At 70.9% G+C, this 14,460-nt stretch carries 13 protein-coding genes; 8 read left to right on the top strand and 5 right to left on the bottom strand.

Annotated elements, in window-relative coordinates:
* Positions 1-11: 11 nt before the first annotated feature.
* Positions 12-1,397, bottom strand: coding sequence for an FAD-dependent monooxygenase (locus ABFX55_RS07945; RefSeq protein ID WP_346119086.1), 1,386 nt, complete (start codon positions 1,395-1,397; stop codon positions 12-14).
* Between the two features lie 66 nt (positions 1,398-1,463).
* Entirely contained in the window at positions 1,464-2,849 is a 1,386-nt protein-coding gene (locus ABFX55_RS07950) for an MFS transporter (protein WP_346119088.1), read from the bottom strand.
* A gap of 95 nt (positions 2,850-2,944) precedes the next feature.
* On the opposite strand from ABFX55_RS07950, the gene ABFX55_RS07955 reads away from it, so the two are divergent.
* Genes ABFX55_RS07955 through ABFX55_RS07975 form a run of 5 tightly spaced genes read left to right on the top strand, consistent with a single transcriptional unit; the run spans position 2,945 to position 7,753 of the window.
* Complete coding sequence (locus tag ABFX55_RS07955) at positions 2,945-3,259, top strand: ArsR/SmtB family transcription factor (protein WP_346119090.1); 315 nt, start codon at positions 2,945-2,947, stop codon at positions 3,257-3,259.
* Positions 3,260-3,295: 36 nt separating this feature from the next.
* Positions 3,296-4,030, top strand: a complete 735-nt coding sequence (locus ABFX55_RS07960; protein ID WP_346119092.1) for a hypothetical protein — start codon at positions 3,296-3,298, stop codon at positions 4,028-4,030.
* A 39-nt stretch (positions 4,031-4,069) separates the two neighbouring features.
* The gene (locus ABFX55_RS07965; RefSeq protein WP_346119094.1) at positions 4,070-5,254 is read left to right on the top strand and encodes a thiolase family protein; all 1,185 of its coding nucleotides are present in this window, start codon (positions 4,070-4,072) and stop codon (positions 5,252-5,254) included.
* A complete protein-coding gene (locus ABFX55_RS07970; protein WP_346119096.1) occupies positions 5,251-7,320 on the top strand; it encodes a 3-hydroxyacyl-CoA dehydrogenase NAD-binding domain-containing protein in 2,070 nt (689 codons plus the stop codon). Before ABFX55_RS07965 ends, ABFX55_RS07970 begins: the two co-directional genes overlap by 4 nt.
* 55 nt (positions 7,321-7,375) lie before the next feature.
* Positions 7,376-7,753, top strand: coding sequence for an SSI family serine proteinase inhibitor (locus ABFX55_RS07975; RefSeq protein WP_346119098.1), 378 nt, complete (start codon positions 7,376-7,378; stop codon positions 7,751-7,753).
* Here ABFX55_RS07975 and ABFX55_RS07980 read toward each other — a convergent pair.
* Both ABFX55_RS07980 and ABFX55_RS07985 read right to left on the bottom strand, forming a co-directional pair.
* Positions 7,743-8,390 (bottom strand): hypothetical protein, encoded by a 648-nt coding sequence (locus ABFX55_RS07980; protein ID WP_346119100.1) that lies wholly within the window; start codon positions 8,388-8,390, stop codon positions 7,743-7,745. The two genes, ABFX55_RS07975 and ABFX55_RS07980, sit on opposite strands and share 11 nt — an antisense overlap.
* Before the next feature lie 118 nt (positions 8,391-8,508).
* Entirely contained in the window at positions 8,509-9,969 is a 1,461-nt protein-coding gene (locus tag ABFX55_RS07985; RefSeq protein WP_346119229.1) for an amino acid permease, read from the bottom strand.
* Between the two features lie 141 nt (positions 9,970-10,110).
* Here ABFX55_RS07985 and ABFX55_RS07990 point away from each other — a divergent pair, with 141 nt between their 5' ends.
* Positions 10,111-10,752, top strand: coding sequence for a DedA family protein (locus tag ABFX55_RS07990; RefSeq protein ID WP_346119102.1), 642 nt, complete (start codon positions 10,111-10,113; stop codon positions 10,750-10,752).
* Here ABFX55_RS07990 and dxs read toward each other — a convergent pair.
* Positions 10,694-12,574: a 1-deoxy-D-xylulose-5-phosphate synthase gene (gene dxs / locus ABFX55_RS07995; RefSeq protein WP_346119230.1), complete on the bottom strand. Its 1,881-nt coding sequence runs from the start codon at positions 12,572-12,574 to the stop codon at positions 10,694-10,696. The genes ABFX55_RS07990 and dxs overlap by 59 nt on opposite strands.
* Positions 12,575-12,736: 162 nt before the next feature.
* Between dxs and ABFX55_RS08000 the strand changes: the two genes are divergently transcribed.
* Positions 12,737-13,537 carry a neutral zinc metallopeptidase gene (locus tag ABFX55_RS08000; protein WP_346119104.1) on the top strand — a complete coding sequence of 267 codons (801 nt, stop codon included), beginning with the start codon at positions 12,737-12,739 and terminating at the stop codon, positions 13,535-13,537.
* 64 nt (positions 13,538-13,601) lie between these two features.
* The gene (locus ABFX55_RS08005; protein ID WP_346119106.1) at positions 13,602-14,372 is read left to right on the top strand and encodes a neutral zinc metallopeptidase; all 771 of its coding nucleotides are present in this window, start codon (positions 13,602-13,604) and stop codon (positions 14,370-14,372) included.
* Positions 14,373-14,460: the final 88 nt, after the last annotated feature.

Here is a 14,460-nt window from a genome sequence, read left to right on the forward strand (position 1 = left end):
GTCCGGATATTTCACAAGTTCCAGCGATCTAGTGCTCCAGGTAGTGCCGTGTCCCCCGCTTCCGAGGTCCACGCCACGTATCCGTCCGGCCTGATCAGCAGGGCTTCGAAGGGGCTGTCGGCCTTCCCTCTGACGACCTCGGTCCGCGAGCCGACGGCCGAGACCAGGTCGTCCCTTCCCGCCAGGTCGAGGAAGAGCGTCTGCCCCCTCCTCAGCAGCTCGACCAGCGTGACCCTGCCCTCGTCGGTCTCGACGGCGAGATCGGGCGCCATCCAGCCGGCGCCGGGCACCCCGACGTCGTAGACGGTGTCCACGCCGCTGACCATGCCGCTGAGGTAGGCGTTGACCTGGTCGAGGCGCATCAGCTCGGCGAACAGCTCGCGCAGCGGGTCCATGCGGGGATCGGGGTCGGCCAGCGCGTTCTGCGCCGCCACGTTCCACCGCACCCTCGCACCGACGGGGTGCCGCTCGGCGTGGTAGGTGTCGAGCAGCCCCTCGGGCGCCCTGCCCTTCACCTGCGCGGCCAGCTTCCAGCCCAGGTTGAAGGCGTCCTCGAGGCCGGTGTTGAGCCCCTGGCCGCCCCACGGGAAGTGGACGTGCGCGGCGTCGCCGGCCAGTAGCACCCGGCCGCTGCGATAGGTCTCGGCCTGCAGGGAGGCGTCGCCGTACCTGGTGAGGCTGCGCGGCTCTGACATCGGGACGGGGAAGCCCGCGATGTGCTCGGCCGCCTCCATCAGCTCCTCGAGCGTGACGGGGGCGTCCCTGTCGGCGTGCGGCCCCCTGTAGTCGTAGGTGGTGATCCTGCCGCCCGGCCAGACGATGAGCCAGCCTCGCGGGGTTCTGTGGTAACCGCCGGGCAGGCCCGGCGGCAGCCGTACCTCTCCCATGAGGGCCGCCACGCGCGCGCCGCTGCCGGTGAACCGGATGCCCGCGGCCTTGCGGACGGCGCTGCGGGCGCCGTCGCAGCCCACCACGTAGCGGGCCTCGACACCGTTGGACAGGCGCACGTGGTCGTCGTGCTGGAGCAGGCCGGTGACCTCCTGCCCACGCAGGATCGTGGCGCCGAGCGAGACGGCCCGCTCGGCGAAGACGTGCTCGGCCCACGCCTGCGGGCTGCCCACGAGCGTCGGGCCGTCGTCGACGACCGCGCCCAGGTCGAGCCCGAACATGCCGGAGAAGTGGAACCGCACGCTCCCCCAGGTCGAGTGGCCCACCTCGGCCAGCAGCCCGCGCCTCTCCAGGCTCTGCGCGGTGCGCGCGTGCAGCGTGCCCGCCCTGGACTCCGCCGGCGGTACGGCCCGCCGCTCGACCACCACGACGTCGACCTCCTGGAGGGCGAGTTCGGCGGCGAGCAGCATGCCGACGGGACCGCCGCCGACGACGGCGACATCGAACATGTGAGATCTCCTCAGGTGAGTACGCGCGACGATGTCCAGAACACCGCCGGCGGTGTGATGGTTGCGTCAGACGACGGCGGGGCGCAGCTCGGGCCGCGTCTTCCTGGCGAAGGCGAGCGAGACGAGCGCGCCGAGCAGCATGCCGGCCGCCGCGACCAGCACGGCCGTGCGCACCCCTCCCGCGAGCGCCGCGCCGGTGGCCTCACCCACGCCGCCCGCCGCGACGAGCACCGCCAGTCCGATGGCCGAGCCGACCTGCAGCGCGGTGGAGGCCATGCCCGAGGCCACGCCCTGCTGGGCGGGGGCCACGCCGGTGGCGGCGGCGATCCACATGCCGGTCCAGGTGAAGCCCTGGCTGACCCCCATGACCACGATGCCGGGCAGCGCGCTCCAGTAGCTGCCGCCCTCGCTCACCCCGAGCGCCAGCAGCGCGGTGCCGGCCGCGCCGCCGAGCGTGCCGATGAGCAGGGTGGCGCGCATCCCGATGCGCCCCGCCAGCCTGCCGCCGAGCTGGGTGCCCAGCGCGATCAGCAGGGAGGGCAGCAGGAAGGCCAGGCCCGTGGTCACCACGCCGTAGCCGAGCACGGTCTGGAAGTAGACGGTCAGGAAGTACGGCAGGGCGTTGAAGGTGCCGCCGAAGACGAGGATGACCACGATCGCGGGGGTGAGGCTGCGGTTGCGGAACAGGCGCAGCGGCATGAGCGGGTCGCCGCTGCCGCGCTCGACGGCGACGAAGGCGGCCAGCAGGACGGCGGCCAGGACGAAGGCGCCCAGTACCGGCGCGGAGGCCCAGCCGCTCTCGGGGCCCTGGATGAGGGCGAAGGCCAGCAGGCTCACTCCCGCCGTGGCCAGCACCGCGCCCGGCAGGTCGAGGCGCCTGCCGCGCTCGCGGGGGCCGTCGGAGGGGATCAGCGCGTAGGCGGCCGCGATGGCCAGCACCGCCAGCGGCACGTTCACGTAGAAGACCGCCTCCCAGCCGAAGGCGCCGGTCAGCAGACCGCCGAGCAGGGAGCCGAGCGCCAGGCCGCTGGCTCCCGCGCCGCTCCAGACCGCCAGCGCCGCGTTGCGCGCCCTGCCCTCCTCGAACAGGGTGTTGACCAGGGAGAGCGTCGCGGGGAAGAGCAGCGCGCCGCCCAGGCCCTGCACGGCCCTGATCAGGACCAGGGCGGCGGGCCCCGTGGCCAGCCCCGCCGCCAGGGAGGAGAGGGCGAACAGCGCCAGTGCGGCGACGAACATCCTGCGTCGTCCGGCCAGGTCGGCCAGCCGCCCGCCGAGCAGCAGGAAGCCACCGTAGGCGACGGCGTAGGCGCTGGAGACCCATTGGAGGCTCTGCGCGGAGAAGCCGAGGTCGCCGCCGATGTCCGGCAGGGCGACGACCACGATGAAGAAGTCGAGTGAGGTGATGAGCTGCGAGAGCGCCAGCAGGGCCAGCGTCCAGCGGGTGTGCGGCATGGGATCCTTCAACCGTTCGGGAAATGCGAACAGTACGGGATTCTCGTACGATCGAACGACAGGCGTCAAGTTCGATAGTTCCGTACAATGGTTGGATGACGGCGCTTCATCCCACGAGAGAGCAGATCCAGCTGGTCGAGGTCATGGCCGCGCTCGGCCACCCGGTGCGGGCTCAGATCGTCCGCACGCTCTCGGCGCAGCCACCCGACACGGAGATGTTCTGCGGTTCGGTCCTGCCGGACGTCCCCAAGTCCACGCTGACCAACCACTGGCGCGTGCTGAGGGAGGCGGGGGTGATCGTCCAGCGCCCCGAGGGGCGCAAGCTCTTCATCACCCTGCGCCGCGCCGACCTGGACGCCCGCTTCCCCGGCCTGCTCGACCTGGTGGTCCAGGAATCCCACGCGATGTGAGCGAAGCGGGAGCCCGCGACGGCCATGATGACCGGCATGGTTACCACCCTTCCCGGCGCGGACGCCATCGCGGGCCTGCGCGCCCACGCCCGGTCGGCGCGGCGCCTGGCCGTGGCCGTGCTCGTCGCCTCGATCGCCTCGCTCGCCACGGCGCAGATGCTGGCCGAGCGGGCGCCGACCAGGGAGGGCACGCGGCCCTTCGCGTGGCTGGCGCTCGCCGTGCTCGCGCTGGCCGTCCCTGCCATGGCGCTGACACAGGCGGCCTGGGGCGCGCGCTCGCGCCGGGTGCGCGCACGCGAGCAGGCCCTCTACGCCAAGGACTCGTCAGGGCCTCGGCAGGCGGCCTCCAGGCTGGGGATCGCCGCGGGCTGGGCGGTGACACTGCTGCTCGGCTTCACCGTGCCGCGCCTGTTCAGGGAGTCGGCGCTGTACGGCCTGGCCACGGCGACGAGCCAGGCGATCGAGGTCGTCGCGCTGGCAGGGCCGGCCGCAGCGGTGTTCTTCGCGATCTGGTGGATGCGCGACACCCTGGCGCACGCGACCGCCTCCCCCGGTGACCCGTGGGATCCGGGACACCGGGGGCCCGGCCAGGAGCGCCGCCCGGCGTGGGCGGGGGCGGCGGCGGCCACCTGCGCGCTCGTGGCGGCCCGCGCCCACCTGTGGGAGCCGGCCACCTGGCTGCTGTGCGCCCTGCTCGCCCTGACCCTCGCCTGCCTGCTGGCGGCATGGTCGGGAACCCGGCGACAGGCAGTACTAGTTACTCATGAGTAGCATAGGGGGCGAACCAGTCCTGCAACGAGGAGCGAATCCGTGCCTTCCTCTCGTGACGTCGTTTTCGTCGACGGCGTTCGCACGCCGTTCGGCAAGTCGGGGCCCAAGGGCCTGTACGCGGAGACCCGCGCTGACGACCTGGTCGTCCGCGTCATCCGTGAGCTCATCAGGCGCAATCCGAACCTTCCTCCCGAGCGGGTGGACGAGGTCGCGATCGCGGCGACCACCCAGATCGGCGACCAGGGCCTGACGATCGGCCGCTCGGCGGCGGTGCTGGCGGGGCTGCCCAAGAGCGTGCCAGGCTACGCGATCGACCGCATGTGCGCGGGCGCGATGACCGCGGTGACCTCGGTCGCCGGCGGCATCGCCTTCGGCGCCTACGACGTGGCCATCGCCGGCGGCGTCGAGCACATGGGCCGCCACCCGATGGGCGAGGGCGTCGACCCCAACCCCCGCTTCCTGTCGGAGAAGCTCGTGGACGGCAGCGCGCTGGTCATGGGCATGACCGCGGAGAACCTGCACGACCGCTACCCGGACATCAGCAAGGAGCGCGCCGACGCCTACGCCGCGCTGTCGCAGGAGAAGGTCGCCAAGGCCTACGCCGACGGCAAGATCCAGCCCGACCTGGTGCCCACGGCCATCAGGACGGCCGAGAAGGGCTGGGGGCTCGCGGTCGCCGACGAGGCGCCGCGCCCCGGCACCACCGTCGAGGGCCTGGCCGGGCTGAAGACGCCCTTCCGCGCCCACGGCCGCGTCACGGCGGGCAACTCCTCCGGCATCAACGACGGCGCCACCGGCTGCGTCCTGGCCGCCGCCGACGTGGCCGCCGAGCTCGGGCTCACGCCCAAGATGCGCCTGGTCTCCTACGCCTTCGCCGGTGTCGACCCCGAGGTCATGGGCGTCGGCCCGATCCCCTCGACCGAGCGGGCGCTGCGCCTGGCGGGCCTGTCCATCGACGACATCGGCCTGTTCGAGATCAACGAGGCCTTCGCCGTCCAGGTGCTCGCCTTCCTCGACCACTTCGGCATCCCCGAGGACTCCGAGAAGGTCAACGCCTACGGCGGCGCGATCGCCTTCGGCCACCCGCTGGCCTCCTCGGGCGTGCGGCTGATGACGCAGCTGGCCCGCCAGTTCGGCGAGCGGCCCGACGTGCGCTACGGCATCACCACCATGTGCGTCGGCATGGGCATGGGCGGCACGGTCATTTGGGAGAACCTGGCATGAGCAACATCAACGACCTTTTCGCCGGCGAAGTCGTCACCAAGGCCCTGGTGCGCGACGTCGAGCTGCCCCACGGCGCGGGCACGATGGCCCTGATCACCCTCGACAACGGCTTCGACCACACCAAGCCGAACACCTTCGGCCCCGGCGGGCTGACGCTGCTGAACGAGGCGATCGACGCGATCGCGGCCAGGACCGACCTGGCGGCCGTCGGCGTCACCGGCAAGCCGTTCATCTTCGCGGTCGGCGCCGACCTCAAGGGCGCGGCGCTGGTGCGCACCCGCGAGGAGGCGCTGCAGATCGGCAGGCTGGGCCACGAGGTCTTCCGCCGCCTAGGCGAGCTGGACGTGCCGAGCTTCGCCTTCGTCAACGGCGCGGCCATGGGCGGCGGCCTGGAGATCGCGCTGCACTGCACCTACCGCACCATCTCCTCGGGCGTGCCCGCCGTGGCCCTGCCCGAGTGCTTCCTCGGCCTGGTGCCCGGTTGGGGCGGCACCCAGCTGCTCCCCCGCCTGATCGGCCCGGCCAAGGCGATCAAGCTCATCGTCGAGAACCCGCTGTCGCAGAACCGCATGATCAAGGGGCGTGACGCGTTCGCGCTCGGCGTCGCCGACGCGATGTTCGAGCCCGCCGACTTCCTCGAGGAGTCGCTGCGCTGGGCCGCCCAGGTGCTGGGCGGCTCGGTCACGGTCGAGCGGCCCGCGATCGAGGAGGACTGGGACAAGGCCGTCGCCGACGCCCGCTTCCTGGTCGACATGAAGCTGCGCGGCGCGGCCCCCGCCCCCTACCGTGCGCTCGACCTCATCGCCTCGGCGAAGGACGCCTCCCGCGACGCCGGGTTCGCCGCCGAGGACGAGGCGCTGGCCGACCTGCTCATGGGCGACGAGCTGCGGGCCGGGCTCTACGCCTTCGACCTGGTGCAGCGCCGGGCCAAGCGACCCGCGGGCGCGCCCGACAAGGCGCTGGCCCGCAAGGTCACCAAGGTCGGCGTGGTGGGCGCGGGCCTGATGGCCTCGCAGATGGCGCTGCTGTTCGCCCGCCGCCTCGAGGTGCCCGTCGTGCTGACCGACCTCGACCAGGCCCGCCTGGACAAGGGCGTCGGCTACGTGCACGCCGAGGTGGACAAGCTGCTGTCCAAGGGCAGGGTCAGCCAGGACCACGCCAACAGGCTCAAGGCGCTGGTGACCGGGTCGCTGACCAAGGACGCCTTCGCCGACGCCGACTTCGTCATCGAGGCCGTCTTCGAGGACATGGGCGTCAAGAAGAAGGTCTTCGCCGAGGTCGAGGAGCACGTCTCGGCCGAGTGCGTGCTGGCGACCAACACCTCCTCGCTCTCGCTCAGCGAGATGGGCTCCGAGCTCAGGCACCCCGAGCGCCTGGTCGGCTTCCACTTCTTCAACCCGGTCGCGGTGATGCCGCTGCTGGAGATCATCAAGGGCGACTCGACCGACGACGCCACGCTCGCCACCGCCTTCTCGGTGGGCAGGTCGCTGAAGAAGTCGGCCGTGCTGGTCAAGGACGCGCCCGCGTTCGTCGTCAACAGGCTGCTGACCCGCTTCATGGGCGAGGTCATCGCGGCCGTGGACGAGGGCACACCGCTGGAGCTGGCCGAGCACTCTCTCGACGACCTCGGCCTGCCGATGTCGCCTTTCGCCCTGCTGCAGCTGGTCGGCCCGGCGGTCGGCCACCACGTGTCGGAGACGCTGCACGCGGCCTTCCCCTCCCGCTTCGGGGTGTCGGAGAACATGGCCAAGCTGGTCGCCTCCGGCAAGCCTGGCGTCTACGCCCCCGACTTCTCCCTCGACCCCGAGGCGGTGGCGCTGTTCGCCGGCGGCGAGCGCCCCTCGACGGCCGAGCAGGTGCGCGAGCGGGTGCTGAGGGCGCTGGCCGAGGAGATCAGGATCATGCTGGACGAGGGCGTGGTCGCCGCGGCGCAGGACATCGACCTGTGCATGATCCTCGGCGCGGGGTGGCCTTTCCACCTCGGTGGCGTCACGCCGTACCTCGACCGCGCGGGCTTCGCCCAGCCGCGCTTCCTCGAGCCGGGAGTCGCCTCGGTTCCCGCCTGATGCCCGATAGGTCTGGCTCGACTCGCCCCACGCCGTGGTCTTCTAGCGTGGGGCGATGAGAGCGATCAAGATACTGGCCCTCACGGGGGCTTTCATGATGGCCGCGACCGCTCCGGCGCTGGCCGAACAGCGGCCGAGGGCCTCGCTGAAGGTGGCGGTGACCGTGGCCGACACCGCGAAGACCGTCAGGCTCACCTGCGACCGCGACGGCGGCAACCACCCCACGCCCCGGGCGGCCTGCCGCCTGCTGCGCGCGGTGAAGGGCAAGCCCGCCAGGCTCGAGGTGAGGAAGAACCCGATCTGCACCAAGGAGTTCAGGCCGCACACCGTTGAGGTCTGGGGCGCCTGGCGGGGCAAGCCCGTCCGCTTCACCAAGACCTACTCCAACGCGTGCCTGATGAAGGCCGCGGGCGGAGCGGTCTTCACGCTCTGACGCGCCGCCGGACGACCAGCCAGGCCGCCCCCGCGACCGCGAGCAGGCCGAGCGCCACGCCGTAGGGCAGGAGCGAGGCGGAGGCGGCCAGGGCCGGCGCGGTCGAGGGAGCGGGGGCGGCGGGGGCCGCCGCGCCGGCGGGCGGCGCCACCGCCGCCTTCGAGAACCCCGGCGGGCGCACCTGGCCCCACGGGTCCTTGCCGCCGTTCATCTCCAGGTAGCGCGGGAGCATGGCTTTGAGCTCGGGATCGAGCGGCTTGACCGCCAGCGCGCCCGGCACCTGGAGAGTGCCGATCTCGAACGGGGCGAACCACCCCTGGATCGCCTCGACCTTCCACCGGCCCGCGGGCAGGGCGAGCGCGGCGGCGTAGTGGGCCTTCTCCTTCAGCTCGACGCCGGTGAACTCCAGGCTCCTGGCGCCGTCGGTGAACTTCAGCCCGACCTTTCCCAGGTCCGGCCCCTCGTAGGGATGGGTGCCGTGCTGCAGCATCCAGAAGCCCACGGTGTAGGTGGCCTCCGCCTCGAAGGAGGCGGGCACCGGGTCGAGGTAGGTGGCGGCCCAGCCGCCCGCCCTGGCGGGCGCCGCGAGGGCCAGGCCGGGCAGCAGGAGCGCGAGCACGAGCAGAATGCGTCTCATGCTCCGAATACACCGGAGCAAGAGAGGAGGTTCCCTCGGTTGCGGCTGAGCGTGGCAGAGGCCCAGCCGTCGAACCTGTACGACCGGGGGCCTCATGCCCTCACCCCCGGCCCGCGCGTCACAAGCCCTGGCTCTTCGGCCCGCCCGCGCGGTATCCGCGGACGGTGCTGTGGTGGTAGCCGTACAGGAAGTAGATCACCACGCCGATCAGCAGCCAGGCGAAGAATCGCAGCCACGTCTCCACCGGCAGGTTCATCATCAGGTAGAGGCAGGCGAGGACCGAGGCGATCGGCAGCACGGGCACCAGGGGCACCCGGAAGGCGCGCGGCAGGTCAGGGCGGGTCCGGCGAAGGATGATCACGCCCGCCGACACCACGACGAACGCGAACAGGGTGCCGATGTTGACCAGTTCGGCCAGCGCGCCGAGCGAGATGAACCCCGACAGCACCATCGTGACGAACCCGACGATCAGCGTGATCCTGGCGGGCGTGCCGTAGACGGGATGGACCTTGGCCAGGGTGCGCGGCAGCAGGCCGTCACGGCACATGGCGAACAGCACCCTGGTCTGGCCGAGCATCAGGATCATGACCACGGTGGTCAGGCCCGCGATGGCGCCGATGCTGATCAGACCGGCGATCCACGGCTGGCCGACGGCGGTGAAGGCGTCGGCCAGCGGGGCGTCCTCGCTGAGCTGGCTGTAGGGCTGCATGCCGACCACGACGAGCGACACCGCGACGTAGAGCAGGGTGCAGATGACCAGCGAGCCGATGATGCCGCGGGGCAGGTCGCGCTGCGGCTCGATGGTCTCCTCCGCCGCGGTGGCCACGATGTCGAAGCCGATGAAGGCGAAGAAGACGATCGCCGCCGCGGAGAAGATGCCGATGACGCCGAAGGCGACAGGCGTGATGCCGAACAGCACCTGGATCAGCGGCGCGCCCAGGCCCTCCACGGCGGGGGTGGCCTTGGGGGCCGGGATGAAGGGCGTGTAGTTGGCCGTTCGGATGAAGAAGAGCCCCGCGATGATGACCAGCAGGATCACCGTGACCTTGATCACCACGATGGCGAGGTTGACCCTGGAGGACAGCTTGATGCCCGCCACGAGGATGCCGGTCAGGATCGCCACGATCAGCATCGCCGGGTAGTTGATGCCGGCCAGGTCGGGCAGGGGAATGCCGATCGTGGAGAGCAGCGAGGTGAAGTAGCCCGACCAGCCGACCGCTACCACCGCCCCCGCCAGCGCCATCTCCAGCATCAGGTCCCAGCCGATGATCCAGGCGGGGAACTCGCCGAGCGTGGCGAAGGCGAAGGTGTAGGCCGAGCCCGCGACCGGGATGGTCGAGGCGAACTCGGCGTAGCAGAGCGCGGCCAGCCCGCACACGACGGCGGCCACCACGAACGAGAGCGCGACGGCGGGCCCCGCGGTCTCCCTCGCCACCCTGCCGGTCAGCACGAAGATGCCGGTGCCGACGATGACTCCGATGCCGAACACGGTCAGGTCGACGGCCGACAGGCGCCGCTTGAGCCGGTGCTCTGGTGCCTCGGTGTCCTCGATCGACTGCTCGACGCTCTTGGTCCTCATTATCTCTGCCACGTCGTGATCGTTCCCTCACGATGGGCGATCATGCAGCCAGCAGGCTCCTCCTTGTGGCCGGAGCCTCTCCGGGTCGTCTCGGGGTTCGCCCCGATGACCTGGGCTTTTCGCTCCGCCATGGTGAGAGGCATGTTCGGCCATCTGCTCGACACCCTGGCCGCCCAGGACCTCGTCCTGATGTGGCCGCTCCTGCTGACCTTCCTCACCCTGGACGCCTCGGTCGGCGTCGGCCTGATCGTCCCAGGCGACGCGCTGCTCATCGTCGCGGGCACCACGGCGGGCAGCCCGCCCGAGGTCCTGGCGCTCATCGCGGCAGGGGTCGTGGCCTGCGTGGCGGGCGCCTCGGGAGGCCACTGGGCGGGCAGGACGCTCGGCCCACGGCTGCGCCACGGAAGGCTCGGCCGCAGGATCGGCGAGGAGCGCTGGGAGCGGGCCGAGGAGCTGTTCGAGCGCAGCCGGTGGGCGCTGGCCGTGGCCTACTACCTGCCCGTGGTGCACGCCCTCACCCCTGCGGTGGCGGGGGCCCTCGGCATGCCGTACAGGAGGTTCATGCCGTGGGCGGTGATCGGCGGCACCGCGTGGGTGAGCACCTACGTGACACTCGGCGCGGTCGCGGGCGGCGTCGTGCGCGAGCACGCCGAGCTGCTGCTGCCGGTGGCGGCGGTGGCGGCCCTGGTCATCGTGGCCGTCTCCGCCGCCGTGCGCAGGGCGATCAGCCCTGGGCGGGCTGATTCTCCAGAGCCGAGCTCCGCTTCGCGACCGCCTCGGTGATGTCGCGGGCGAGGTCCTGCCCCGTCAGCCCCGCGTAGCCCAGGATCTTCGGCCGCTTGGCGTGGTCGAGGAACTCCTGCGGGATTCCGAAGGTGCGCACCGGCACGTCGACGTCGTGGTCGCGCAGCAGGCGGGCGACCGCGTCGCCGACGCCGCCCACCCTGCCGTTGTCCTCCACGACGGCGACCAGCTTATGGGCGGCGGCGGCGTCGGCGAGCGCGTCGTCGAGCGGCTTGACCCAGCGGGGGTCGACCACGGTGGCGGAGATGCCCTGCGCGTCGAGCAGCACGGCGGCCTCCATCGCGGCCTGCGCCATCGGGCCGACGGCCAGCAGCAGCACGTCGGGCTCGCCGCTGCGCAGGACGTCCATCTCGCCGAGCCTGCCGACCGCCTCGAGAGTGGCGGCCACGGGGCCCTTGGGGAAGCGCAGCACGGTCGGCGCGTCGTCCACCGCGACGGCCTCGCGCAGCAGCTCGGTCAGCCGCTCGCCGTCGCGCGGCACCGCGATGCGCAGCCCGGGGACCACCTGCAGGATCGACAGGTCCCACATGCCGTTGTGGCTGGCTCCGTCGTCGCCGGTGACGCCCGCCCTGTCGAGGACCACGGTGACCGGCAGCCTGTGCAGGGCGACGTCCATCAGCAGCTGGTCGAAGGCCCTGTTGAGGAAGGTGGCGTAGACGGCGACGACCGGGTGCAGCCCGCCGAGCGCCAGGCCCGCGGCGCTGGTGAGGGCGTGCTGCTCGGCGATGCCGACGTCGTAGGTGCGGTCGGGGAAGGCCTCGGCGAAGGCGTTGAGACCTGTGGGGTGGAGCATGGCGGCGGTGATCGCCACCAGGTCGTCGCGCTCCTTGCCGAGCGCGACCAGCTCCTCGCTGAAGACGTTGGTCCAGATGCGGCCCTTGGGCTTCTCCACGCCCGTGGCCCTGTCGAAGGCTCCCGGCGAGTGGAACTGGTCCTCGTCGTGGTTCTCCGCCGGGGCGTAGCCGCGGCCCTTCTGGGTGAGGGCGTGCACGATGACGGGCCCGCCGAAGCCGCGCGCCTTGCGCAGCGCCTCCTCGACAGCCTGCTCGTCGTGGCCGTCGATCGGGCCGACGTACTTCAGGCCGAGGTCCTCGAACATCACCTGGGGCGCCAGGACGTCCTTGACGCCCTTCTTGAAGCCGTGCAGCGCGTCGTAGACGACGGGAACGTTTCCGATCTTGTTCTTGACGAACTCGAGCATGTCCTCGTAGCGGCGGTTGACCCGCAGCTTGGCCAGGTGTGTGGCCAGCCCGCCGATGGTGGGCGAGTAGGAGCGTCCGTTGTCGTTGACGACGATCACGCAGGGCAGGTCCTTGACCGCGGCGATGTTGTTGAGCGCCTCCCATGCCATGCCGCCGGTGAGAGCGCCGTCGCCGATCACCGCGACCGCCACCCTGTCGCGCTCGCCGCGCAGCTTGAACGCCTTGGCCAGGCCGTCGGCGTAGGACAGGGCGGTGGAGGCGTGGGAGTTCTCCACGAAGTCGTGCGGCGACTCGGCCTGGCTCGGGTAGCCGGACAGGCCGCCCTCCTGCTTGAGCGCGTCGAAGCCGTCCGAGCGCCCTGTGAGCATCTTGTGGACGTAGGACTGGTGGCCGGTGTCCCAGATGATCGGGTCGCGCGGCGAGTCGAAGACCCTGTGCAGCGCGATGGTGACTTCGACCACACCCAGGTTGGGGCCCAGGTGCCCGCCGTTCCTCGCACAGGAGTCGACCAGCAGATCACGAACCTCCTGGGCGAGCTGTGGCAGCTCCTCGGCCGCCAGCCGTTTGACGTCGTGCGGTCCCTTGATCGAGGCCAGCAGCCCGCTCACGGAATCATCCCCTCATCCACTCGCCAACGGATCGAGTCTAGTTCGTGGACCACGCGATGACTCACCGGAGTCAAATGCACCCTGATTTGTCCGATCTTGGCCTAGGGTTTACCCACTATGAACACTGTCCCCCTTAGGAAACTTCCGTCACTTGTGGCCGCCGGGCTGGTGCTGGCCATGGCCGGCGTCGGCACGGCAGGCGTCGCCCAGGCCTCCGCCGGCACCACCACGGAGGCCGCGCAGGTGGCGCCTCCCCGAGGGAAGGCCGCGGCCACGAGCAGCCCGTTGTACAAGACGGGGACGCTCGCGCGCTCCAACTGCGCTCCCGGCGAGATCCAGCGCGGCAGCACCGCCGCCTACAAGCACTTCCTCCAGGCTTTCACCAACTGCCTGAACCGCGCGTGGGCCGCCGAGTTCAAGCAGGCCAGGATGCCCTTCTCCAAGCCGCGCCTGCGGATCATCACGACCAAGCGCAACACCGCCTGCGGCAGGTGGCTGACCGGCGCCTCCGGCGTCTACTGCTCCTCCGACAGGACCATGTACATGTTGATCACCAAGACGGAGCTGCGCAATCCGTCGCCCGTCGGCATCGGCCGGCTGATGGCGCACGAGTACGCCCACCACGTGCAGCAGGTCGCCGGCATCATGCCGTGGTACGGCCAGGTGCACTGGCGCGCCAGCAAGGCGGGCAAGCTCGCCTACTCGCGCCGTCTCGAGCTGCAGGCCGAGTGCCTGTCGGCGGTCTTCATGAAGTCGGTCAAGGACACGCTGCCCGTGGACGAGGCCTACTACCAGCAGATCATCGACTGGTTCGGCGAGAAGGGCGCCTCCATCTGGCCGCAGAACGACCACGGCTCCAGCCGTAACCAGGCCAGGTGGATGCAGCGCGGCTGGGACTACGGCGCCGCCGCCGCGTGCAACACCTGGAACGTCTCCGCCAAGTACGTCTCCTAGCCCGCTCCCCGCCGGCGGTCGCGCCTTCCGGCGTGACCGCTTGGTGGTCTAAAGTCCTGTGACTATGCGTTCCCCCCTATTCGCCGTGCTTTCCGGCGCCCTAGCGAGCCTCCTGTTCGCCGGTACGGCTGCCGCGGGCACCCCCGCCTTCCCGCCGGTCCTGACCTCGAACAAGGTCTACAAGAGCGGCGCGATGGAGCTCAAGGAGTGCCAGGAGCAGCCGATCCAGCGCGACGACCTGGACGGCGCCAGGGTGTACCTGGAGTTCGTGCTCGACTGCCTCAACGACTCGTGGAGCCGTCAGCTCGCCAAGGCGAAGATCCCCTTCAGCAAGCCGAAGTTCGGCGTCGTCAGCAAGCCCGGCCAGTCGGTCGGCAAGTGCGGCAAGTTCCCCGAGGGCGCGCAGGCGCTCTACTGCCCGCCCGAGCGCAAGATGACGGTCCTGCTCAACCCCGCCATCCTGTCCGAGCCCACCGAGCTGTTCCTGATGGAGGTCGTGGCGCACGAGTACGGCCACCACGTCCAGGAGCTGACCGGCATGATCGACGTCGTCGACCGCAGGAAGGGCAAGAGCAAGGCCCGCATCTACGACGAGGCCCGCAGGATCGAGCTGCAGGCCGAGTGCTTCTCCGGCGCCTTCATCGGCAGCGTGTGGCAGTCGCTCGGCCGCCGCGACTTCGACTTCAAGTACATCCTCAAGGTCGCCCAGGCGGGCTTCGACGACGGGATCCACGGCAAGCCGGCCAACATCGCCTACTGGCTGAAGAGGGGCTTCGACGCCGAGTCGCCGAACGCCTGCAACACCTTCAGCGCTCCCAAGGCCCGCGTCTCCTAAGCATGTCGTGATTTTTCACTTGATGTCCGCGGTCTTAGCTGATCGCGGACATCAATCATTTTTCAAGCGCATGTCTGGACAATGCGCC

The sequence above is a fragment of the Nonomuraea roseola genome (assembly GCF_039535395.1).
Classification (GTDB): domain Bacteria; phylum Actinomycetota; class Actinomycetes; order Streptosporangiales; family Streptosporangiaceae; genus Nonomuraea; species Nonomuraea roseola.

Excerpts from the sequence above, each read along its gene's own strand:
- ABFX55_RS07950 (WP_346119088.1), bottom strand. The coding sequence starts at position 2,849 with ATGCCGCACACCCGCTGGACGCTGGCCCTGCTGGCGCTCTCGCAGCTC.
- ABFX55_RS07990 (WP_346119102.1), top strand. The coding sequence starts at position 10,111 with ATGTTCGGCCATCTGCTCGACACCCTGGCCGCCCAGGACCTCGTCCTG.
- ABFX55_RS08005 (WP_346119106.1), top strand. The coding sequence starts at position 13,602 with ATGCGTTCCCCCCTATTCGCCGTGCTTTCCGGCGCCCTAGCGAGCCTC.
- ABFX55_RS07960 (WP_346119092.1), top strand. The coding sequence starts at position 3,296 with ATGGTTACCACCCTTCCCGGCGCGGACGCCATCGCGGGCCTGCGCGCC.
- ABFX55_RS07945 (WP_346119086.1), bottom strand. The coding sequence starts at position 1,397 with ATGTTCGATGTCGCCGTCGTCGGCGGCGGTCCCGTCGGCATGCTGCTC.
- ABFX55_RS07980 (WP_346119100.1), bottom strand. The coding sequence starts at position 8,390 with ATGAGACGCATTCTGCTCGTGCTCGCGCTCCTGCTGCCCGGCCTGGCC.
- ABFX55_RS07985 (WP_346119229.1), bottom strand. The coding sequence starts at position 9,969 with ATGAGGACCAAGAGCGTCGAGCAGTCGATCGAGGACACCGAGGCACCA.
- ABFX55_RS07975 (WP_346119098.1), top strand. The coding sequence starts at position 7,376 with ATGAGAGCGATCAAGATACTGGCCCTCACGGGGGCTTTCATGATGGCC.
- ABFX55_RS07970 (WP_346119096.1), top strand. The coding sequence starts at position 5,251 with ATGAGCAACATCAACGACCTTTTCGCCGGCGAAGTCGTCACCAAGGCC.
- ABFX55_RS07955 (WP_346119090.1), top strand. The coding sequence starts at position 2,945 with ATGACGGCGCTTCATCCCACGAGAGAGCAGATCCAGCTGGTCGAGGTC.